The sequence below is a fragment of the Dissulfuribacter thermophilus genome (assembly GCF_001687335.1).
Taxonomy (GTDB): domain Bacteria; phylum Desulfobacterota; class Dissulfuribacteria; order Dissulfuribacterales; family Dissulfuribacteraceae; genus Dissulfuribacter; species Dissulfuribacter thermophilus.
In genome coordinates this window covers 74,897-96,722 of sequence record NZ_MAGO01000002.1, presented here as the reverse complement: position 1 = coordinate 96,722, position 21,826 = coordinate 74,897, and the positions used below count along the sequence as shown (strand labels likewise).

Annotated in this window: 24 protein-coding genes and 1 tRNA gene; 17 read left to right on the top strand and 8 right to left on the bottom strand. The window is 43.4% G+C overall.

What is annotated here, in order from left to right:
- Positions 1 to 10 precede the first annotated feature (10 nt).
- The 3 genes from DBT_RS02370 to DBT_RS02360 form a co-directional block, all read right to left on the bottom strand.
- Positions 11 to 83: transfer RNA gene (locus DBT_RS02370), tRNA-Ile, on the bottom strand.
- 26 nt (positions 84 to 109) lie between these two features.
- Entirely contained in the window at positions 110 to 1,453 is a 1,344-nt protein-coding gene (locus DBT_RS02365) for a replication-associated recombination protein A (protein WP_067616074.1), read from the bottom strand.
- 187 nt (positions 1,454 to 1,640) lie between these two features.
- Entirely contained in the window at positions 1,641 to 3,158 is a 1,518-nt protein-coding gene (locus DBT_RS02360; RefSeq protein ID WP_244155292.1) for a sodium-dependent transporter, read from the bottom strand.
- Positions 3,159 to 3,727: 569 nt separating this feature from the next.
- Between DBT_RS02360 and rpsB the strand changes: the two genes are divergently transcribed.
- From rpsB to DBT_RS02300, 12 genes are all read left to right on the top strand, one after another.
- A complete protein-coding gene (gene rpsB, locus DBT_RS02355; protein ID WP_067616072.1) occupies positions 3,728 to 4,567 on the top strand; it encodes a 30S ribosomal protein S2 in 840 nt (279 codons plus the stop codon).
- Positions 4,568 to 4,597: 30 nt separating this feature from the next.
- On the top strand, positions 4,598 to 5,200 hold the full coding sequence (gene tsf / locus DBT_RS02350; protein WP_067616070.1) for a translation elongation factor Ts: 603 nt from the start codon (positions 4,598 to 4,600) through the stop codon (positions 5,198 to 5,200).
- Between the two features lie 2 nt (positions 5,201 to 5,202).
- Positions 5,203 to 5,970, top strand: a complete 768-nt coding sequence (gene pyrH, locus DBT_RS02345) for a UMP kinase (protein ID WP_067616069.1) — start codon at positions 5,203 to 5,205, stop codon at positions 5,968 to 5,970.
- A gap of 16 nt (positions 5,971 to 5,986) precedes the next feature.
- The gene (gene frr / locus DBT_RS02340; protein WP_067616067.1) at positions 5,987 to 6,544 is read left to right on the top strand and encodes a ribosome recycling factor; all 558 of its coding nucleotides are present in this window, start codon (positions 5,987 to 5,989) and stop codon (positions 6,542 to 6,544) included.
- Positions 6,545 to 7,282: an isoprenyl transferase gene (locus DBT_RS02335; RefSeq protein ID WP_244155291.1), complete on the top strand. Its 738-nt coding sequence runs from the start codon at positions 6,545 to 6,547 to the stop codon at positions 7,280 to 7,282.
- Between the two features lie 74 nt (positions 7,283 to 7,356).
- Positions 7,357 to 8,160 carry a phosphatidate cytidylyltransferase gene (locus DBT_RS02330; protein ID WP_067616064.1) on the top strand — a complete coding sequence of 268 codons (804 nt, stop codon included), beginning with the start codon at positions 7,357 to 7,359 and terminating at the stop codon, positions 8,158 to 8,160.
- Positions 8,161 to 9,327 carry a 1-deoxy-D-xylulose-5-phosphate reductoisomerase gene (locus tag DBT_RS02325; RefSeq protein WP_067616062.1) on the top strand — a complete coding sequence of 389 codons (1,167 nt, stop codon included), beginning with the start codon at positions 8,161 to 8,163 and terminating at the stop codon, positions 9,325 to 9,327.
- 33 nt (positions 9,328 to 9,360) lie between these two features.
- Entirely contained in the window at positions 9,361 to 10,449 is a 1,089-nt protein-coding gene (rseP, locus tag DBT_RS02320; RefSeq protein ID WP_067616060.1) for an RIP metalloprotease RseP, read from the top strand.
- A gap of 27 nt (positions 10,450 to 10,476) precedes the next feature.
- Positions 10,477 to 11,211, top strand: a complete 735-nt coding sequence (tsaB, locus tag DBT_RS02315; protein WP_067616058.1) for a tRNA (adenosine(37)-N6)-threonylcarbamoyltransferase complex dimerization subunit type 1 TsaB — start codon at positions 10,477 to 10,479, stop codon at positions 11,209 to 11,211.
- Positions 11,198 to 11,935 (top strand): DNA/RNA nuclease SfsA, encoded by a 738-nt coding sequence (gene sfsA, locus DBT_RS02310; protein WP_067616057.1) that lies wholly within the window; start codon positions 11,198 to 11,200, stop codon positions 11,933 to 11,935. The genes tsaB and sfsA overlap by 14 nt, the downstream gene beginning before the upstream one ends.
- A complete protein-coding gene (locus DBT_RS02305) occupies positions 11,932 to 12,177 on the top strand; it encodes a hypothetical protein (RefSeq protein ID WP_067616055.1) in 246 nt (81 codons plus the stop codon). Before sfsA ends, DBT_RS02305 begins: the two co-directional genes overlap by 4 nt.
- Before the next feature lie 7 nt (positions 12,178 to 12,184).
- Positions 12,185 to 12,823, top strand: coding sequence for a DUF3334 family protein (locus DBT_RS02300; protein WP_067616054.1), 639 nt, complete (start codon positions 12,185 to 12,187; stop codon positions 12,821 to 12,823).
- 6 nt (positions 12,824 to 12,829) lie between these two features.
- Here the strand turns inward: DBT_RS02300 and DBT_RS12045 are convergent, their stop codons facing one another.
- From DBT_RS12045 to xseB, 5 genes are all read right to left on the bottom strand, one after another.
- On the bottom strand, positions 12,830 to 12,979 hold the full coding sequence (locus DBT_RS12045) for a hypothetical protein (RefSeq protein ID WP_153304043.1): 150 nt from the start codon (positions 12,977 to 12,979) through the stop codon (positions 12,830 to 12,832).
- A gap of 102 nt (positions 12,980 to 13,081) precedes the next feature.
- On the bottom strand, positions 13,082 to 13,939 hold the full coding sequence (locus DBT_RS02295) for a hypothetical protein (protein WP_067616052.1): 858 nt from the start codon (positions 13,937 to 13,939) through the stop codon (positions 13,082 to 13,084).
- Between the two features lie 16 nt (positions 13,940 to 13,955).
- A complete protein-coding gene (dxs, locus tag DBT_RS02290; protein WP_067616050.1) occupies positions 13,956 to 15,824 on the bottom strand; it encodes a 1-deoxy-D-xylulose-5-phosphate synthase in 1,869 nt (622 codons plus the stop codon).
- Positions 15,825 to 15,830: 6 nt separating this feature from the next.
- A complete protein-coding gene (locus tag DBT_RS02285; RefSeq protein WP_067616047.1) occupies positions 15,831 to 16,748 on the bottom strand; it encodes a polyprenyl synthetase family protein in 918 nt (305 codons plus the stop codon).
- On the bottom strand, positions 16,732 to 16,977 hold the full coding sequence (gene xseB, locus DBT_RS02280; RefSeq protein ID WP_067616045.1) for an exodeoxyribonuclease VII small subunit: 246 nt from the start codon (positions 16,975 to 16,977) through the stop codon (positions 16,732 to 16,734). The genes DBT_RS02285 and xseB overlap by 17 nt, the downstream gene beginning before the upstream one ends.
- A 650-nt stretch (positions 16,978 to 17,627) precedes the next feature.
- Here xseB and DBT_RS02275 point away from each other — a divergent pair.
- The 5 genes from DBT_RS02275 to feoB all read left to right on the top strand — a co-directional run bounded on the left by DBT_RS02275 (position 17,628) and on the right by feoB (position 21,770).
- Positions 17,628 to 18,263, top strand: coding sequence for a lysophospholipid acyltransferase family protein (locus DBT_RS02275; RefSeq protein WP_067616043.1), 636 nt, complete (start codon positions 17,628 to 17,630; stop codon positions 18,261 to 18,263).
- Between the two features lie 67 nt (positions 18,264 to 18,330).
- Positions 18,331 to 18,621: a DUF2250 domain-containing protein gene (locus DBT_RS02270; RefSeq protein ID WP_067616041.1), complete on the top strand. Its 291-nt coding sequence runs from the start codon at positions 18,331 to 18,333 to the stop codon at positions 18,619 to 18,621.
- A complete protein-coding gene (locus DBT_RS02265) occupies positions 18,611 to 19,189 on the top strand; it encodes a CvpA family protein (protein ID WP_067616039.1) in 579 nt (192 codons plus the stop codon). The genes DBT_RS02270 and DBT_RS02265 overlap by 11 nt, the downstream gene beginning before the upstream one ends.
- Positions 19,186 to 19,608 (top strand): hotdog fold thioesterase, encoded by a 423-nt coding sequence (locus DBT_RS02260; protein WP_067616037.1) that lies wholly within the window; start codon positions 19,186 to 19,188, stop codon positions 19,606 to 19,608. The genes DBT_RS02265 and DBT_RS02260 overlap by 4 nt, the downstream gene beginning before the upstream one ends.
- A 5-nt stretch (positions 19,609 to 19,613) precedes the next feature.
- A complete protein-coding gene (gene feoB, locus DBT_RS02255) occupies positions 19,614 to 21,770 on the top strand; it encodes a ferrous iron transport protein B (RefSeq protein ID WP_067616035.1) in 2,157 nt (718 codons plus the stop codon).
- Positions 21,771 to 21,826 lie beyond the last annotated feature (56 nt).

Below are 21,826 nucleotides of genomic sequence, written 5' to 3'. Positions count from 1 at the left end.
AATTGATTATTGGGCCCACCAGGACTCGAACCTGGGACCAACCGGTTATGAGCCGGTGGCTCTACCAACTGAGCTATGGGCCCTGATTGGCGACTACTATATTCGCTGTTTAATCCTTGTCAAGATGTCCTTTGTGTATTTCCCAAAGATTGGGCCTTTTATTTTGTTTTAGTCTCCGCCACTTGTCTAATCTCTCTTTAATAGTCCTTTCATGTCCCCTGGTAGTAGGAAAGTAATAGAGCCGATTCCTCAGTTCTGATGGAAGATATTCCTGGTAAACAGAGGCTTCCTTGTAGTCATGTGGATATTTATAGCCTTTTCCATATCCAAGCCTCTTCATGAGCTTAGATGGAGCATTTCTCAAGTGAAGTGGGACTGGTAGGCTACCGAATTTTTGGGCGTCCTTTATCGCATTACCAAAGGCCTTATGGACTGCGTTACTTTTAGGAGCAGTTGCCAGGTAAACTGCTGCCTGGGCAATTGCAAGGTCGCCCTCAGGGCTGCCTAAAAAATCAAAGGCTTGAAGGGCCGAAATCGCGATCATCAATGCCATTGGATCCGCATTTCCAATATCTTCAGATGCAAATCGCACCATGCGCCGGAGAATATAATGAGGATCCTCTCCTGCCTCCAGCATCCTGGAGAGCCAATAGAGTGCTGCATCAGGATCACTGCCACGCAGACTTTTATGGAAAGCAGAGATGATGTTAAAGTGTTCTTCTCCTGATTTATCATATCGAAGGGCCTTTTCTTGAACAGCCTCTTCTACTATGGCCTGGGTTATTATCCCTCCGGTATCACCTGGCCTCACCTCAAGCAGGATCTCACAGGCCACTTCTAAGGCATTGAGCAAAGACCTGGCATCTCCCTGGGCATGTTCAATAAGGAATTCTTTTGCCTGAGGTTCAATGCTAATTCCAAGGTCTCCAAGCCCTCTCTCTCTATCGGTCAATGCCCTTTGGAGTATGATTTCAAGTGCCTGGTGCGAAAGAGGCTTAAATACCAGTACCTTACATCTTGAAAGGAGAGGGGCTATGATTTCAAAGGAAGGATTTTCTGTGGTAGCCCCAATGAGCGTGATTAGACCCTCCTCAACGTGTGGTAAAAATGCATCCTGTTGAGATTTATTGAATCTATGGATTTCATCTATAAATAAGACTGTATGGAGGCCTTCGTCTTTAGCCTTTTTGGCCATATTAATTGCATCTCGGATGTCCTTGACCCCGCTTAAGACAGCAGATAGCTGTATGAATCTGGTACCAGCGACCCTAGAAATTAGTTTAGCAACAGTAGTTTTACCGGTTCCAGGTGGGCCCCAAAGGATGAGAGAGGGTATGGTTGTCCCCTTTTCCAGGATAGTTTTAAGTATCTTCCCATCGCCAAGTAGGTGTTCCTGGCCAACTACGTCTTCAAGGCTTCTTGGCCTCATTCTTTGGGCAAGGGGAGCAATCATTTTTTTATTTCTTGGTCATTTTCCGCAATTGACGGATTTACCGTTTTTGTCGTCTTGGACGTATGGATTTAGTGTTTGGTCTTTTTGGAGTGAGCTGCAAACAGTTTCCTAAAGCAAAATGTGCACAAACTCAATACAAGACCCCATGAAAATAACATAAATAGCAGGGCTTGGCTATTCAATTTCTCTACCTCCTCTTTCTATCTGAAATATATACTAAAAGACATAGGGCAAATGCTATGCCCATAAGGGTCCCCCTTGCCACCCAAGCTGTCCAGGATGCCTTGGTGAGGTACTGAGGAAGAATGTCAATGACCCACCAAAAAGTTATGACAAATAAAAAAACAGGGGTAATGAAACGCATTATTGGATAGAATATTTTAGGTGCCTGAATGATGCCTCCTCTATTGATTTCCTCCCATGCCTTTTGTGGATCAAATGCCCAGAAAAAGATCATTACCTCAATTAGGGCAAAAACGATTACACAAAAAGTCCCGGCCCAAAAATCCATTTCATCTAATGCTGAAGCCAGAAAGACTGGGATATGGGCAATACAAAACAAGACACCCATGGTGAATAAGACCGATTTTTTTCTCGAAAGTTGGAATTCGTCTTCTAAGAAGGCAATAACTGGTTGGGTAATAGCCACGGAAGAGGTCAGTCCGGCAAAAAACAGGAGAGTGAACCACAAAAATCCAAATATGTTTCCAAAGGGGATATTGGCAAAAATAGCTGGAAGGCTAACGAATGCCAGATTGAAAGCACCTGATGAGGCGATATCTTGGGCAGCCACTACACCGAAAAATGCTGCTGCTGCAGGTATAGCGATGGATGCCCCAAGAACTACCTCGGCAAATTCATTTAGCGAAGAAGCGCTTAGTCCTGATAGTACCAGGTCGTCGTTCTTTCCTAAGTATGACGCATAGGTAATTATGGCACCAAAACCAAGACTGAGGGTGAAGAAGACCTGACCAGCTGCTGCAAGCCATATCTTGGGGTTGGATAGTTGATCCCACTTTGGAGTCCATAGGAAATTGAGTCCGTCTAATGCCGAACCCTGGGGGGTTTTGAGGGTCAATACCCTTATCATCAAGATTATGGCAAAAACAAATAATAAAGGCATTGCGACCTTTGCTAGTTTTTCTATTCCTCCTGATATACCCTTTATAAGAATGAATATGTTGAGAACTACAGTTATAATAAACATCGAATAAGCCATTAGTGATGGGTTATAGATGCCTGTTCCATTCATACCCGTGTAACTTTTAAGTAGGTTCTCAAATGGAGCTAGGTAGTCTGGGGTGCCGAGCTGACCGAGGTCTGCGGCTGTGGGAAGACCTCCTAAAATTGCCATTATGGCGTAGCCAAGGGTCCAAGACTCGATATAGATATAATAACAAACCACAACGAATGGAACGAATAGACCGAGTACCCCCAAATATTTTGCCGTTGGGTGTTTCCAAAGCAGTTTAAATATAGCAGGGGTAGTACCATGGCCTCGAACACCACCGTAACGGCCAATGGCCCATTCAACCCACATGAGTGGTATTGCTATGAGCGCTAGGGAAAGCATGTATGGAATCATAAAGACTCCACCACCATTTTGAGCCGCCTGGGTGGGGAAGCGAAGGAAATTTCCAAGTCCAACTGCATTTCCTGCCATTGCTAGGATGAGTCCAATTCTAGATGCCCAATGCTCTCTCACTTTTTACTCCTTTCACATGTAGGTTTAGAGGACTTAGTTCTTTTGAATCTTGAACTGACTGAGACGAAAGACCTGGGACTGACTAAATGATGGGAAGCGGACCAAAGCTTATAAGTCGAGTATGTAATATGTTTTAACATAATATTTCATTATTTTTTCTAATTTGTAGCTTCCCCCAGTAGATGTTGGGAATAGATAAAATTAAGCCATCTTGATATGTATGATGCACATAAAAAATGACACCTAAATCCTTTTCCTTCGTATTCGATATGCTGGATTTAGGTGCACGTAATTCTGCGTATTATAATAATAAATCTTGACTGGTGTCAAATCACAAAGCCCCCCAATCGTGATTCAATTTCCCTAATTTGGCCGCAAAAGATAAAAAATATACTTGTCAAATAAAGGCTAGAGTGTTATGAAATGGCCCCGAATACACACGCCCTTGTCCCTTGTGGTGCCAAAGTTTGGCTAATAAGGGAGTGCACCTGTGGGTTCTCTAGATCAATCTTTTGGTCGACCAACGAGGTGTGTTTTGGGCGGAGGAATAACCACAAAAAGGAGGAATTATGGCTTACATCACAATGAAGCAGCTTCTTGAGGCAGGGGTCCATTTTGGCCATCAGACTAGGCGGTGGAATCCCAAGATGAGACCCTACATCTTTGGGGCACGCAATGGTATTTACATCATTGACCTTCAAAAGACAGTGCGTCTCTTTAAAAAGGCCTATGAATTTGTAGTGGACTGTGCTGCTAACGGTGGGAACGTCTTGTTTGTAGGGACAAAAAAGCAGGCCCAAGATTCAATAGTAGAAGAAGCAACAAGATGTGGTATGCCCTATGTGCAACACCGTTGGCTTGGAGGAATGCTTACCAACTTTAATACTATCAAAAAGAGTGTAGAGAAGCTAAAAAAGTTGGAGCAGATGTTCGAAGATGGCACGATTGAACGCTTCCCCAAAAAAGAGGTCTTAAAGCTCGATAAATTGAGAGAAAAGCTTCAAAGAAACCTTGGTGGAATCAAGGACATGGACGATATCCCTCAGGCTCTTTTCGTTGTTGACGCCAAGCAGGAGCAGATTGCCGTTAAAGAGGCCAACAAGCTTGGTATTCCCGTTGTAGCAATTGTCGATACTAACTGTGACCCCGATGGCATTGATTATGTCATTCCTGGTAATGATGATGCCATAAGGGCCATTCGATTAATAACATCAAGGATTGCAGATGCTGTAATTGAGGGCAGAAACAAGTATGAAGAGGCCTTACAGGCTGAGACTGATAAAGAGGCCGGTGGTGAAGGTGTACAAGAGGAGGCTTCTCTAGAAGGGCAGGAAACCTCTAGCGAAGTCGCCGATGAGGTGGCAGCCGCTGAAGTTCAGGATGAGGCAGCAAAAGAAGAACAGGCTTAAAGGAAGAATAATACTAAAGGAGGCGTTAAAATGGCAACAATAACTGCAGATATGGTAAAGGAATTAAGGACACGTACCAATGCAGGTATGATGGACTGCAAAAAGGCCCTCCAGGAGTGTGGTGGAGATATGGACAAGGCAGTCCAGTGGCTTAGGCAAAAGGGTCTTGCCGTGGCTGCCAAGCGCGCAGGAAGGGCCACTTCTGAGGGCGTTATCCAGAGTTATATTCATGCTGGCAATAAACTTGGCGTACTCGTTGAGGTCAATTGTGAGACAGACTTTGTTGCAAAGACAGACCAGTTTGTCCAGTTCGCAAAAGACGTGGCAATGCATATAGCAGCTGCAAATCCCATTTGTATCAAGAGAGAAGAAGTGCCAGAGGATGTGCTAAACAAAGAGCGCGAACTTTATGAAAAACAGGCAAAGGAGCAGGGAAAGCCAGATCATATAATTGAAAAGATTGTCACTGGTAGGCTTGAGAAGTTTTACAAAGAGGTCTGCCTTTTGGAACAGCCCTTTGTCAAGGATCCAGACAAGAGTATCCAGGATCTTCTTAACGAACTCATAGCATCCATTGGAGAAAACATCTCCATCCGCCGTTTTGCCAGGTTTCAGGTTGGACAAGAGGACTAATTATGGAAGGCGGCGTTGAAGGTGATATCGGGCATGGTCATGCCCTAGAGAAAAATCAGCTGAAATTCAAGAGGGTCTTGCTAAAATTGAGTGGCGAGGCCCTCATGGGAGAACACTCCTTCGGTATATCCCCTGAAGTAATTGCCCGTATCTCAAAGGAGCTTCGAGATGCAGTTCGTCTGGGGGCCGAGATTGGGATAGTTGTCGGCGGTGGCAATATCTTTAGGGGAGTGGCTGGTTCAAAATTGGGTATGGACAGAGTGCGAGCAGACCATATTGGTATGCTCGCAACTGTCATGAATGCCCTTGCCTTGCAAGATGCGCTACTGAGCCTTGGTGTTGAGGCACGGGTGCTTTCGGCTATCGATATTGGAAATGTATGTGAACCTTTTGTGAGAAAAAGGGCCTTAAAGCACCTTGAAAAGGGAAGGGTAGTGATCTTTGCAGCAGGTACGGGCAATCCCTTTTTTACCACTGATACTGCGGCAGCACTTAGGGCATTGGAAATAAATGCACATTGTCTTTTTAAGGGCACAAAAGTCGATGGTGTCTATGATAGAGATCCAGAAAAATATCCCAATGCAAAAAAATTTGATCGGCTTACATATCATGAGGTTATTGAAAGGGATCTTCGTGTGATGGACCACGCTGCTATCTCTTTGGCAATGGATGCGAAGCTTCCGGTCTTGGTATTCAGCATAAAAGAACATGGAAACATATGCAGGGCTCTTTCTGGAAAAGCTGATGCAACTTTAGTTACAATGGAATAAATGGAGGAATGAGGCCATGAAACACCCTGTTCTAGATGAAGCTTCAAAGAAGATGGATAAGGCCATAGCGGCCTTTGAAAAGGAACTCACCAGAGTACGTACAGGTAGGGCTACTCCAGCTCTCCTTGATGGAATAACAGTCGATTACTATGGCACTCAGATGCCCATTAATCAGGTTGCCTCAATTTCTGTACCAGAGAGCAGGCAATTAGTCATTCAACCCTGGGATGTAAACGTACTGCCTGAATTGGAAAAGGCCATATTGAAATCAGAACTTGGGCTTACTCCCAATAATGACGGCAAGGTGATTAGAGTCTCTATTCCTCCATTGACTGAGGAGAGGAGAAAGGAGCTTGTCAAGCTGGTAAACAAGATGGCGGAAGAGAGCAGGGTTGCCATTAGGAATGTCAGAAGAGATTATATGGAAAAGTTTAAAAAGATGAAAAAGGACAAAGAAATCTCAGAAGATGAGATGTTCAAGCTCCAAGACGAACTCCAGAAGGTTACAGACTCCCATATTGAAAAGATCGACAATATCAGGGGTGAAAAGGAAAAGGAGATAATGGAGTTTTAAGTGATTGATATCCCGCCTCACAAGCTCCCTCTTCATCTAGCTATAATCATGGATGGCAATGGCCGATGGGCTCAAAAGAGGGGGCTCCCAAGAATAATGGGCCATAGACAAGGGGTTAAGACAGTCAAGCGTATTGTTACTCTAGTTCGTGAAATTGGTATCAAATACCTTACTCTTTACGCATTTTCAAAGGAAAACTGGCAAAGGCCTAAAGAAGAGGTCTCAACCCTAATGGATCTCCTCTATAGCTATCTAGAGAAAGAACTCTATGAAATGCTAGAAAATGATATAAGGCTTGAGACTATAGGAGAGATTGATCTCCTGCCCAAACGGGTCAAGTCAAAACTCTTTGAAGTAATGAAAAGAACAGAGAATAACCAATCTATGGTCTTGTGCCTTGCCCTGAGCTATGGGGGACGTAATGAGATCATAAGGGCCGCCAAAAAGATAGCTGAAGATTGCATTGACGGACGCATTAGCCCTGATGCCTTAAATGAAGAACTGTTTTCAAGCTATCTTTATACGTCGAATATGCCTGATCCTGACCTTATCATTAGGACCAGCGGTGAGGTCAGGCTAAGCAATTTTCTGCTTTATCAGGGCGCCTATTCTGAGCTTTATTTTACAAAAACCCTTTGGCCTGACTTCGATAAAGAGGAGCTCTTTAAGGCCTTAAGAGACTATGCAAGTCGTGAGCGACGTTTTGGGAAGACAAGTGAACAGGTTCTCAGTAGGTGATTGGGTAACCTACAACTCACTTGTTTTTTCAATATCATGCCCTATACCTACCTTGTGAGGAGTTTTTTAAAAAGATGTTATTGAAGAGGATAATAACTGCCCTTACTCTTGGCCCAATTTTTTTTGGGACAATTTGGTTTGGAGGGAGTGTATTATTTTTTTTGCTCTCTATCCTTTTAGGTACGGCCTTTTGGGCTGAATTTTTGGGCGTTATAGATCCTGATAGTTTGGAATTGAAATTTTTTGGTAAAATCCTCTATGTTCTCCTTGGATTCTTACCACTGGTCATTTGGGTAACTTCAGGCATTTTTCAAGACTATCTCAATTGGGCCTATTGGTACGCCCTTTGTGCTTTTATATTGGCAATAATGACCACTGACCTAAGGGCGGCTTTTAACAAGGCTTCTTCATACTTTTTGGGTTTGAACTATGTTGGACTCTTTTTGTTTTCATTTATTTCCATTAGAAGTATGGAAAAGGGCAGGGAATACATAGTATTTCTTTTGATCACGGTTTTTGCTGGTGATATTTTGGCATATTTTGTTGGAAAATCTCTGGGAACTCATAAACTTGCCCCAAGGGTCAGTCCTAAAAAGACGTGGGAAGGTGCAATAGGTGGTCTTTTAGGTTCCATTTTTGCAGGAACTCTATTTATGTATTACTTTAATCCAGAAGACTTTACCTTATTTACGGTCTTCTTAGCAGGTCTCATTGGGGTGATAGCCCAGATGGGAGATCTTTTTGAAAGCATTTTAAAGCGTTCTTTTGGAATCAAGGATTCTGGAAGACTGCTTCCAGGCCACGGAGGATTTTTGGATAGGTTTGATGGTGTGATATTTTCTGCACCCCTTTTGTATTCTGTTCTCAGGATATTTTAGATGAGTAGAAAAAATATAGTAATTTTGGGCTCTACTGGTTCAATTGGCCAAAATACCCTACAGGTCATTGAAGCATTTCCTGAAAGGTTTAATGTCTTAGGGTTGGCTGCAGCGAAAAATACAGAACTCCTCCTTGAACAGGCCCGCAAATTCAGACCGAAATATTGTTGTCTAATGTTTGAAGAGAGTTTCAGGGGATATGAGGCCCAATTCAAGGAGACAGGTTGCGAGCTCCTTTGGGGAAAAGAGGGCTATAAGACCCTTGCCTCGATGAACGAGGCCGACATAGTGGTCTCATCAATGGTTGGGGCAGCTGGTCTCATCCCTACAATATCTGCAGTTGAAGCAGGAAAGACAGTAGCTCTCGCCAATAAGGAGTCCTTGGTTATTGGCGGCGAATTGGTAATGAGCATTGCAAAGAGGACAGGTGCTCAAATATTTCCAGTAGATAGCGAACATTCAGCGGTCTTTCAGTGTCTGAACGGAGAGGATAAGGCAAAAATCCACAATATTATCCTCACCGCATCAGGTGGGCCATTTTGGGATCGTTCTCTAGAGGAAATGGAGAATGCCAGAGTAGAAGATGCTCTAAATCACCCAAATTGGTCTATGGGGGCGAAAATTACAGTAGATTCTGCTACAATGATGAATAAAGGGCTAGAGGTCATAGAGGCAAGGTGGCTTTTTGATGTGGATGTAGAAAAGATAAAGGTGCTGATCCATAGGCAGAGTATTGTCCATTCCATGGTAGAATTTAAGGATGGGGCAATAATGGCCCAGTTAGGAAGTCCTGATATGAGGATCCCCATTGCATATGCCCTATCCTGGCCTGAACGACTTGCATTAGAGGTAAAAAGGGTATCATTTACAGATATAGCAAGACTTACCTTTGAGCAGCCAGATTTTGAGAGGTTTCCCCTCCTAAGATTGGGCTATGAAGCGGCAAAAAGGGGAGGTAGCTACTCTGTAGCCTTGAATGCTGCAAATGAATTGGCAGTAGAGGCATATCTTGCGCGACGTATAAGGTTTGGAGCAATTCAAAAGGTAGTAAGCGGTGTGCTTGAGAAAATAGAACAGCGAGACTGTAAGAGTCTGGATGAAATTCTTTATTGGGATAGCCTCGCAAGACTTTATGCTGAAGATATGATTGGAAGAACTGAGAGCTAAACTGTACACCGTATAATTTGGAGGATATTGTCTATGATAACTACCATTTGGGCTTTTATACTAGTCCTTAGCGGTCTCATACTGGTCCACGAACTTGGGCATTTCCTAGTAGCAAGGGGCTTTGGTGTAAGGGTGCTCAAGTTTTCCATTGGGTTTGGTCCAAGGATTTTTGGCATAATAAAAAATGGAACAGATTATTGCATATCACTTTTCCCTTTAGGTGGATTTGTGAAGATGCTTGGGGAACAGCCTGATGAAGAGGTGTCTCCAAAGGATTTGCCAGGTTCTTTTTCCCATCGTCCTGTGTGGCAGAGGGCTCTTATAGTTGCAGCAGGTCCCCTTAGCAACTTTTTGTTTGCTTGGGTGGTATTTTTCTTCATATTGGTATTATATGGAAATCCGGTTCTCCTCCCAGTAATTGGAGAAGTTACCCCGGATTCCCCAGCCATGGCTGCTGGTCTGAAGCCAGGAGACAAGATTTTGATGATAAATGATATTCCCATTGATACATGGGAAGAGGTCTCAGAGAAGATCAAATCTATGGGAGAAAGGCCGCTTAAGCTAGTTGTTGAAAGGGGTGGCCAACAATTTTCAATCACTGTAACTCCAAAGATCAATACTGTAAAAAATGTATTTGGAGAAGAGGTTAAGGTACCCCTCATAGGTGTTACGGCTGCTGGTAACCTGAGAGTTGAAAACGTCAATCCAATAAAAGGGACTCTCCTTGCTTTTGAGAGGACATGGGACCTCATAGCCTTGACTGTGAAAGGATTCTTGAAGATATTCGAGCGGACTGTTCCCCTTTCGAGTCTTGGTGGGCCAATTCTTATTGCCCAGATGGCTGGTCAACAGGCAGAGCTTGGACTTTTAAATCTATTTTATTTCATGGCCCTTTTGAGTATCAATCTTGGTTTTTTGAATCTATTGCCTATCCCAGTGCTTGATGGAGGACACCTCTTTTTCTATCTAATAGAGGCAGTCATCGGAAGGCCCCTGACAATGAGACAGATGGAGTTTGCCCAAAGGATTGGTTTTTTTATCCTCGGCACCCTTATGTTCATTGTCTTTTATAATGATATTTTGAGGTTATTGGGCTTGGCTCCAAATCCATTGAAGCCTTAGACCTAAAATCCTGCACGGCAAAATCAGATGCTTGTCTTAGCCATTGATACTTCTCAAAGAGTGGGCGGGGTGGCCATTGTTGAAGATCAAGAGATACGTTTGGAGCTTTCCTTCAACATAATGGCCACCTATTCAAAGAGCCTTGTCCCCGCGATACACAATGCCCTGGATCTCACTGAACTCACTTTTTCATCTGTGGATGCAGTGGCCGTTGGTATAGGACCTGGAAGCTTTACAGGTCTAAGGATCGGGGTTGCTTCCTCCAAGGCAATAGCATTTTCCATGGGGATACCAATAGTTGGCGTGCCCTCATTAGATGCGATTGTAGAAGACGTGATATGTGAGCTTAATACGCTCATTTGCCCCATTATAGATGCTAAAAAGCGACAGGTATTTACTGCCATTTATAAAATGACAGAACATGGGCCCAGGCGAATTAGTCCTTATCTTGCAATCAGACCAGAGCTATTGGTTGAAAGGCTGCCAAGGGGTGAAAAGTGCATCTTGTTGGGAGATGGCCTAAGGCAGTATGGCGATTTGTTCGAAAGTTTAATAAAATCTTTAGGTTTTGATACTGTCACGCTTTTCAAAAATACTGTCAAGCCCGTAAGGCCTGGCCTAATTGGAATCTTGGGCATGAGGAAGCTATTGCAAGATCCCAAGGGTCAATTGCCTCATGAATTGGATCCTCTTTATCTGAGGCCTTCAGATGCGGAAATAAAAAGATTTGGCATTGGAGAAGAGATCTTTGAATCAGGGTAAGGGGCATCGATTACTTCCCTTTGATAGGCCACTAGATCAGGCAATCTTCAAAGAAAGACCCAATAGATTCCTCGGAATCGTAGACTATAACGGGAATCTGGTGAAGTGTCATATTCATGATCCAGGAAGGCTTAAAGAGCTCTTATATCCTGGAAACAAGGTCCTCATTACACCTGCAAAAGAGACAAAGGGGCGAAAGACCAGATTTGATTTGATGTTTGCCCAACATAAAAAACATTGGATACTTGTAAACTCTTCGCTTCATAGACCAATATCTCAGACAATACTTTTGGACCCTAAATTGTCCCCTTTTGAATCATTGGTAAGCCTTGTCCCTGAGGTGAAGTATGGCCACGGTACGAGATTTGACTATATGGTTCAACTCAAGGACGGCTCTAGCTGTATGCTCGAAGTCAAGGGATGTACCCTTGCCAATGGAGATGGTGTTGCATTATTTCCAGATGCTCCTACCTCTAGAGGAAGACGGCATGTAGAGGAACTCAATGAGATTGTCAGTAGCGGCGGAAAGGCAGCCATACTTTTTCTCGTCTTTAGGCCGGATGCCAGGGCCTTTTCTCCTAATTTTAAAACAGATCCGGATTTCTCTAGGGCCTTATTGGAATGTGTAAAAGGTGGTGTATGGATATTTATAAAAAAGATATGTTTTCAAAGGGGCTGGTTTGTATATACTGAAGAAATAAGGCTCCTGGGAGGTATTTTATGAAGAGTACAAAACTTTGCCCCTACTGTAAAGAAAAGATTAAACGAGAGGCCATTGTGTGCCGATACTGTCATCGTGAGCTAAATGACGCCGGCTCATCCACTAAGGCCCAGTGTCAGGTTCCTTCTTGGGTTTTGGCTGGCTCCATAGGGGTAGTATTGGGTGGCGTTGTTACCCTGGTATGGGCCTTTGTCAAGGAACGGAGACACTGGCAAGACGACTTTGAAGATTGGAAAGGAAACTAATTGTAGTATGCCTAAGGTCAAGACCATAAATAGGGTTGCCCAAATTTGCTGTAATGCAGTCAAACATGTCCTCGAGCAGAATACAGGCTCAAAGATTAGATATTCGCCAACGATTCAGAACGTTCCAAATATCAGTCTCAAGCCCGATCTCGGATGCTTTGTGCAATTTTCAGGTGACTATTCAGGCCTATTTATAATGAACTTTTCTGCTGAAGCAGCATTGGAGCTATACCAAAAGGCCATGTCCTTTATGGGACTTCCCCAAGAGGAGATGGCACAAGATTATGATGCAGATGAGGTGGTAAACTTCATTGGTGAAATGGTAAATCAAATCATAGGTACTGCCAGGAGGATGGTTGAAGAAGAGTATGGTCTGAGCGCCTCCAACAACCAGCCTAAGGCCATAACAATTAGTTCTGCAATCACCATGAGTATTGCTACGATGTTGGATAGGCCAGTATGTAGGAGGCTCTCATTTAAGACCGAAAACAATAGTGCATTTTACGTTGAAATGAATATGGAACAGACAGAATTTATAAGACTAGAGGACTTTGAAGCACAAAACAACCATTTGAAGGAGCGAAACTCCTCCAATCAGGGTGGATCAGACCTTGATATAGACGCCCTAATAGAACAGTATTCATAATGTCGATTATTGCCCACTTGCCTTTTCGTTTTTGGTTAAGGCTGCCTTTAGAAATGTCTGATAGCGTCTATTTTTCCCGGCCTTTTCACACTTTCTCCTACAATTAGCACAAATTGCTGGCTGAGTTGGGCGATTTGGATTTTTAAGACACTGCATTTTTCCTACCTTCCTACTCAGTTTTTTATTCTTGTTTATTTTTTTTGTGAAAAAAAGTAGCTTACATGAAAATAAGAATCAATACTAAAATGTCAACCCCAATTAACAACGATTTTTTGTGAGGATGACATCTAGTTCGTTGAGTGAGGCGTATTGATGTATTTCTTGTCTGAGCTCTGGGACATATGGACAATCAAGTATTGCCAGGAGTTTCCCTTGGAATTGAAAGGTCCCTGATTTTGAATTCTCCTCGATTACATATGCAAATATCTGGGGTCTTCTACAGGTTATCGGTCTTTTTGAGTAGACTTTGCATCCAAGGGAAGCATCGAGATTTGGACAAATGGATTCCCTTGAAAGGATAAGGCTATGGCCTCTTTTCCATTCGATAATTATTGGCCCCAGTTCGAAAAAGGGGACCCCATTGATGAGTAAGGAATTGTCATCATATGGACTCATGGATTTTGAGGCCTGAGTGGATATGACATCTACATTAAAGAGGCTCAATTCGTCTTTTCTTAAAGGGATCTCAAAAAAGAGATTTTTATCGTGAGCACCTGGGCCAATACAACAAAGGTGACAGTTACATGGGCCGCACAAAAGACTGTTGATGGTCTCAAGTTCTCTTTCCAGTACCTTTTGATGGTAAAAAATTAGGGATGTTTCAATGGGATCCAACTCTTCTGAATCATTTCCCAAAATTTTTTGGGTGGGAATCTTACCTAAAACGAGTGGTTCCAATATATCCAAGTAGTTGTAAAGCCTTTCTTTAGGGTTTTCGTAGACTAGGGAGCCGGTATCCAAAGGGGATGGTAAATCATTGATTAAATCCTTTGGGGCGTCATAACCTCCTGCTAAAAATAGCATATGAGCAAGCCTAATTAGGGGCCAGATCGGTTGTCTCAAGAGGTCAAGGGCCAAGATCCAGCTGTCATTTTTACGCAGATTTTTCCTGTCCATTCTAAGAAAAAGCTCTCTACTTCCTCAGGAGTTCCCTAGCTGCAGACGCCAAGGATCTGGCATCCAGACCCAGCGTCTCCCTTAGGATAGATTGGTCTCCGTGTTCTATGAATCTGTCTGGAAGACCAAGGCGCCTCATTTTAACCTCAGAAACGTCTTTGTCCATGAGAAGTTCGGAAACAGCGGAACCAAAGCCTCCTATGAGGGCATTTTCTTCAATGGTGATTACATGGCCGGTCATCTTGGCGTAATGGATGATTAGATCTTCGTCAATTGGCTTTACAAATCGCGCATTAATGACTGTTGGCCTAAATCCATCCTTTAATAGGATCTTTCTGGCAGTGAGCGCAGTTTGAACGTGGTGTCCTACTGCTATTATTGTTACGTCATTGCCATCCTCGATGACTTCCGCTTTACCACACTCAAGGGTCTTGAAGTCTTTTTCAAGGTCGACCCCCAGTCCTCTTCCTCTGGGATACCTTATGGCCACAGGGCAATCCAACTTGAAGCCTGTGTAAAGCATGTGTCTCAATTCATTTTCATCCTTTGGGGCCATAATTACGAGGTTGGGAACGGCTCTCAAAAATGACAGATCAAAGGCACCATGATGGGTTGGGCCATCATCTCCAACAAGCCCCCCTCTGTCTATAGCGAACACCACTGGGAGTGATGTAAGGCATACATCGTGAATTATCTGGTCATACGCCCTTTGTAGAAAGGTTGAATATATTGCACATACAGGTTTTAAGCCTTCTAGGGCCAGACCTGCTGCAAAGGTGACTGCATGCTGTTCAGCAATGCCTACATCGAAAAATCGTTCAGGGATCTCTTCCTGAAATTTCTTGAGCCCTGTGCCTGAGGGCATGGCAGCAGTGATGGCACAGATACGTTTGTCTTCTTTTGCAAGTTCTACCAACGTATTTGAAAAGACCTCTGTATAGGTTGGTGGGAGTTTTTTTGCGGGTTTTTTGGGTTCTCCGGTTATTGGATCAAAGGGGCCTGTGCCATGAAATCTTTCAGGGTGTCGTTCTGCTGGAGGATATCCTTTTCCCTTTTTCGTTATGACATGTAGGAGTATTGGTCCATCCAGATCCTTTATATTTTTCAATGTTTCAATGAGCACTTCAATATTGTGTCCGGGAATGGGGCCGATGTAGTCAAATTGAAGTGCTTCAAAGAGCATTCCAGGGGTAAAAAGGCCCTTTAAGGACTCTTCACTCCTCTTCAATACTGCCCAGATATTCTCTCCTACCTCTGAACGCTTTAGAAACGATTCAAGTTCTTGCTTAAACCTCCTAACAAGTCTGCCAGTGAGCTTTCTACTCAAAAATGATGATAGGGCCCCAACATTGGGGGAAATAGACATCTCATTGTCGTTTAAGATTACAATGAGGTCCTTTTTTAGATGGCCAGCATTATTGAGTCCCTCAAAGGCAAGTCCTGCGGTCATAGAGCCATCGCCTATGACTACTACCACTTTAGAATTTTTTTTCTGAAGGCTAATGCCAGTACTCATTCCAAGACCGGCTGAGATGGAGGTGGAACTGTGTCCGGTATCCAGACAGTCATATGGGCTTTCACTCCTTTTAGGAAACCCGCTTATACCTCCATATTGTCTCAATGTATGAAAGCTTTCATATCTGCCGGTTATGAGCTTGTGTGCGTAGGCCTGGTGTCCAACGTCCCAAATAATTCTGTCGAGCGGGGCATCGAAAACGTAGTGTATGGCAAGGGTCAGTTCTACGACTCCAAGGCTTGGGGCAAGATGTCCCCCGGTAACAGATACGGTCTCAACTATTTTTTTTCTAATCTCTTTGGATAATGTGTTGAGATCCTTTAAATTTAATTTTTTAATGTCCCGTGGGGATTGAATCTGCTCAAGCATTTTTTGTTACCTCGTTCTGTTCACTACATATTGGGCAATGGCGCGTAGTGGATCTGCCTCTTTCCCAAAGTCACTCAATAAATTAAGGCTTTGTTCTAAAAGGCTTTTGGCTTTTTCTTTGGTTGCCTCGATCCCATAGATGCTGGGGTAGGTTGCCTTTTTCATTTTGGCATCTTTTCCAAGGCGTTTCCCCACAACCTTCTCGTCACCTTCTATGTCTAATAGATCATCTTTTATCTGAAAAAGCAGGCCTAGGAAATAGCCAAATTGGGTTAAAGCCTCCACTTTTTCGCCCATTCCCCCACCTAAGAGGGCACCGGATCTCAACGATGCCCTTATCAATGCCCCTGTCTTGTGTGTATGAATAAAGTTTAGGGTCTTCTCATCAACCTCTTTACCTTCCATGAGTACGTCTGCAGCCTGCCCTCCTACCATACCATTTATTCCAGAGGCCTCTCCAATGACTCTTATGACTTCCAGTACGATGCGGTCGGATACACCTGGGTATAGATGAGTTCTAGAGAGAATTTCAAAGGCAAAGTTTAAAAGGCCATCTCCAGCGAGAACTGCCATAGCCTCTCCAAATACCTTATGACAGGTAGGTTTTCCTCTTCTCAAGTCGTCATCATCCATAGCAGGTAGGTCGTCATGAATGAGGCTATATGTATGGATGCATTCTATAGCAGATGCTGCTGCGATGTATTGTGGACCATTTCCACCAACTGCATCCACAGCTGCCATGAGGAGAATGGGCCTGATTCTCTTCCCACCAGAAAGGGCGCTGTATCTCATGGCTTCAATAAGTGGTGCATGCGGACCAACGGGAGTAGGAAGATTGGCCTCTAGCCATTCTTCAACAAGCTTAGCTCGTTCGTTTAAATATCCCTTCAAATCAAAGGAATCTAGGTTAAAAGGCGGATTCATATCCTTCCATTTCCTTAATTACAGGTCGTCCTTGTTGATCTTTTTCCAGTTCCTTGAGCTTTAACTCTGCCTTTTCAAGGTATTCATTACACTGTCTTACGAGTTTTACACCCTCTTCGTATTTTTTTAGGGCGTCTTCAAGGTCAATGGTGTCGTCTTCGAGCTCGTTAACAATGCTCTCTAGCTTTTTTAAGGCATCCTTGAACAGAAATTTACTTTTTTCTCCCATATGTGTCGATCCTTTTGGGGATAAGCTAAATCCTGCAATTGCCGAGTTTGCCAAAGATTGAAGTGGAGGGCCTGCGGATGTCCTTGAGCACTTCTATTGCCCATAGGACAGCAGACTTGGCAAAATCGGCAATCCCTAAGGGTGGCAAAAGGGGGCAAAAAACACAAAATATGGATTCACCCAAAAAGTGAATTTAGTGAATAGCCAGATGTTAGCTAGTATTCTATAAAATCGTAAATAAGTCATTTTTGCCCACTTTTGCCGTGCAGGATTTAGGTATAAATATTTTTGATTCTAATACTCTATTGACTACAAAGATGCAATAGACCTATTGTCCTTAATGGCAAAACAGATTTTATTTCTTTAATCTTGATTTCTATAGCTGCCGACTCTACCAGAGAGGCAGGGTACCTTCATCAATATTTATAAGCCCACAGTTTTGAAGGGCAAAAAATTTTGGTGCTGCGCTCAAGCCTTTTAAGGGTTATGATCCCAGATTATGCAGCTCGCAAGTTTGCCGAAGATGCAGATAACTATTGAATTATTCATAGAAAATCCTTTTTTCAGACATTTGAAGTGCATAATCTGGGATGATTTTCGGGCATTTGGCATGAGGGATTTAGTTTGAAATTAAATTAGAGGAGTACGAATTGTACAGAATCGCAATCAAGTTTATAGAGCTGTGGCTTTATACCTTAAGGCCCAAAATCATATATAGTGACAGAGCTCAAAGTTTAATCGCCTCTGGTCAACCATATATAATTGCCTTATGGCATAGAGATCTCATCTACGGACTATATCACTTTAGAAAGAAACCAGGGGTGATAATGGTAAGCGGGAGTAAAGATGGTGAATGGGTTGCCAGGGCCCTAAGGTGTTGGGGACAACACCCAATACGGGGTTCAAGATACAAAGGTGGCAAAAGGGCCATAATGGAAATGGCTAAATACATAAAAGAAAGGGGCGTTGGTGCAGGTATTGTGGCTGACGGTTCTCAAGGTCCTCCAAAAAAGGCCCAGATTGGGGCCCTAGTCCTGTCCCGATTAACCAATGCTCCCATACTTCCACTGGGGGTTGCAATATCAAAAGCGAAACGGCTTAACACCTGGGATAGACTCGTTATTCCATATCCTTTTTCAAGGGTGTCTGTGACCTTGGGGGACCCAATTCTTGTGCCAAAAGAGGTAAAGGGTAATCATCTTGAAAAATACAGGAAGATCCTTGAAGATGGTTTGAATGCATCTGCCATACTGGCAAAGAGAAACTTGATGGAATCGAAGGGTTAGGATTTAGAGGTAGATAGGCGTATTTTATGCGCTTAGACCAAGTCTTTTGAAATGAGGAGTTCGATTCATGTCTCTTGGAAATATTACAGAGGTACAGCGTGATATTGTCCTTGACATTGAACAAGCCGGACCGGACTGCGCAAAATTTATTTCCAGAAGGTTAAATTTGCCCTTGGCAGAAGTAATGGAGGAGTTGGGGGAGCTTGAAAGATTGGGGTGGTTAAAGAGAGTTAAGGGGACTTTTTTGATGAAAAAGGGGCTTAGACGGCCAAAGCATATGAATCATACGTATTTTGAACTCTCTCGAGAGGCAAAACTTCTATTGAGGGAACTTAGGAGGAAAAATCGTGACCTTTGACATTGTTTTTGACATCTTTGGAGTCCATCTAAATCTTTTGGACCTTATTCTTGGCTCCATAATCCTCTATTGCCTTTTAAGGGGTATATTTTTGGGGTTCATAAGGTCTTTTACTGGCATAATTGGTATCCTAGTAGGATTTTGGGCAGCAATAAATTTTCACCCCTTGATTGCCCATCGACTCGGTTTTTTTATAGACAATCCTATTGCCTGTTTCCTTATTGCCTTTATCCTAATATACCTTTGCGTATATGTCTTTTTTATCATAACAGGTCATCTATTAAGGTTCATGATCAAGGCATTGAGGCTTAGCTGGATAGACAGTGCCCTGGGGGTCTTTCTAGGTCTTGTAAAAGGAATGATCCTAGTTGGGATTGTCTGTTTTTTACTGACAGTGCTACTTCCAAACAAAAGTACGCTTCTAAAGACGTCATTTTTATATCCAAGGCTCACTACCATTTTGAGAAGTGTCACACTGATGGTCCCATCGGATATCAAGGCCAATTTTATGTGGAAATGGAGGAGAAACCTTGGGCAATTCGATAAAAAGGAGAGGTATGGAATATGAATGGTGCAACTCAAGAAGTCATCGAAAGAGTTAAAAATCTTATCAATGAGAACGATAGGCTCATATCTTTGTTTGGTATGAAAATCGAGAAGGTAGAGCCAGGTTCTGCTGTAGTATCCATGAAAGTAAAGGAAGAACACCTGAATGCCGCACGTCTATGCCACGGTGCCACCATTTACGCGTTAGCCGACGTTGCCTTTGCTCTTGCGTGTAACAGTCATGGTAGACAAGCCCTTGCTCTTGAGGTAGGAATAAATTATTTAAGACCAGCTAAATTAGGTGAAGAGCTCAGGGCAGTTGCTGAAGAGGAAAACCTCGGAAACACAACTGGTGTGTATTGCATCAGGGTTTTCAATCAGGAAGGCAAAAAGGTGGCATTTTTAAAGGCTACAGCATACAGATTCGAAAGGAGCCTCTAGGATTAATGGAGCTTACAATTGCCCTCTGCGGCAATCCCAATGCCGGGAAAACTACTATCTTCAATCAGCTTACAGGTGCGCGGCAAAAGGTAGGGAATTGGCCAGGGGTTACTGTAGAAAAGAAAGAGGGTGTGGTTACCTATAAGGGAAATACGATTAAGGTAGTAGATCTCCCTGGCATATATTCACTTACGGCCTATTCAGTAGAAGAACTCGTAGCAAGAGACTACATTCTTGATCAAAAGCCAGACGTCGTTGTGGACGTCATCGATGCCTCAAACCTTGAGAGAAACCTTTATCTTGCCACCCAGCTTATAGAATTGAATATAAGGCTCGTTTTTGCCATGAACATGGTAGATGTAGCCAGGAGTCGCGGGATTGTGGTTGATTACTCTCATCTTTCTCGACTCCTTGGAGTTCCAATAATTGAGACAGTGGGAACGAAAGGTGAGGGGATTCACGCCCTGTTAGACAAGGTACTTGAGGTAGCACAGGATGTAGATCCAGTAGCGCGACATATACATGTAAATTACGGGAGTGAAGTAGAAGAAGAGATCCGGTTGATTCGAGAGGTATTAAAAAAGGATCCTCAGATAACCTCCCACTGTTATCCCAGGTGGACTGCGGTAAAACTCCTTGAAGGAGATCCCCAGGTTATCAAATGGATAGAGGGGAGTCCAGCTGCAGCTGAGATCCTGGAGCAGGTGAGGAAAAGCGCCCAACATATTTCATCGATATTTGATGACGAGCCAGAAACCATAATTGCAGAGGCAAGATACGGCTTCATCTCAGGGGCTTTGAAGGAGACTATGAAGCTCTCCTCAGTGGCGAAGAAGACCATTAGCGATACCATCGATCAGGTCGTGACCAATAGGCTCCTGGGATATCCAGTTTTTTTGCTTTTTATGTACCTCTTGTTCCAGATGACATTTACCCTAGGCCAGTATCCAGTCTCCTGGATTGAGAAGGGCCTAGAGGCCTTGAGTTACTGGGCCACGCTTTACATTCCACCAGGAGACCTTCAAGGCCTTATTGTTGACGGAATTATCGGCGGCGTCGGTGGGGTTTTAGTCTTTTTACCCTACATACTTCTCTTGTTTTTGGGCATTAGTATCCTTGAAGATAGTGGATATATGGCAAGGGCTGCCTTTATCATGGATAAGGTCATGCATACCCTTGGCCTTCATGGAAAGAGCTTCATACCACTACTCATGGGCTTTGGTTGTAATGTGCCGGCAATTATGGCAGCGAGAACTCTGGAGAGTAGGAGGGACCGTATCCTCACTATTCTCATCAATCCGTTAATGAGCTGTTCTGCTCGCCTCCCTGTTTATGTCCTCATTGCAGGGGCATTCTTTCAGGGCCGAGAGGCAAACGTTATCTTCAGTGTCTATTTAATAGGAATTATTCTTGCTGTATTGGTTGGTAGGCTATTTTCAAAGACCTTGTTTAAAGGAGATGCCGCCCCATTTGTAATGGAGTTGCCTCCGTATAGATTGCCCACTTTTAAGAGTCTTTTGATTCACATGTGGGATAGGGCAAAGATCTTCCTCCGCAAAATGAGCGGCGTTGTCCTTGTTTTTTCCATTATAATTTGGTTTCTTGGCTCATTTCCTAAAGATGTCCCTTATTCAATGGATTATGAGAAAGAAATCAGGGGGATTGAGGCAAAACTCGCTCAGAATTCTCTTGATGTAGAGGCCAAGGACAGCCTATTAAAGAGGCTCCAAGAGCTCGAGGTCCAAATGCATCAAGAAAAGCTTACCCATAGCTATATAGGGCGGATGGGCCATTTTATTGAGCCGGTATTGAAGCCCCTTGGATTTGATTGGCGGCTTGGCATCAGCCTTATCACAGGATTTGTTGCAAAGGAGGTAGTTGTTAGTACTCTGGGCGTCCTTTATCAGGCCGGAGGCGAGGATGAAAATTCAGGTTCATTAAGGAAGGCCTTGAGGGAAAGTGGGCTCACTCCATTGACGGCCTATGCATTTATGGTCTTTGTCCTTATCTATGTCCCATGTATGGTGACAGTTACAACCATTTGGCGTGAGACTGGCTCCTATGCCTGGACCGCGTTTTCTGTAAGCTATCTCATGGTCCTTGCATGGATAGTTTCGTTTATGATAGTATCTATTGGAAGATTCTTTTCAATTGGAACCTGAATCCCGCATTGTGAATGCCAGAAAAAAACTATTTGTTTGGAGTTGTTATAAATTTA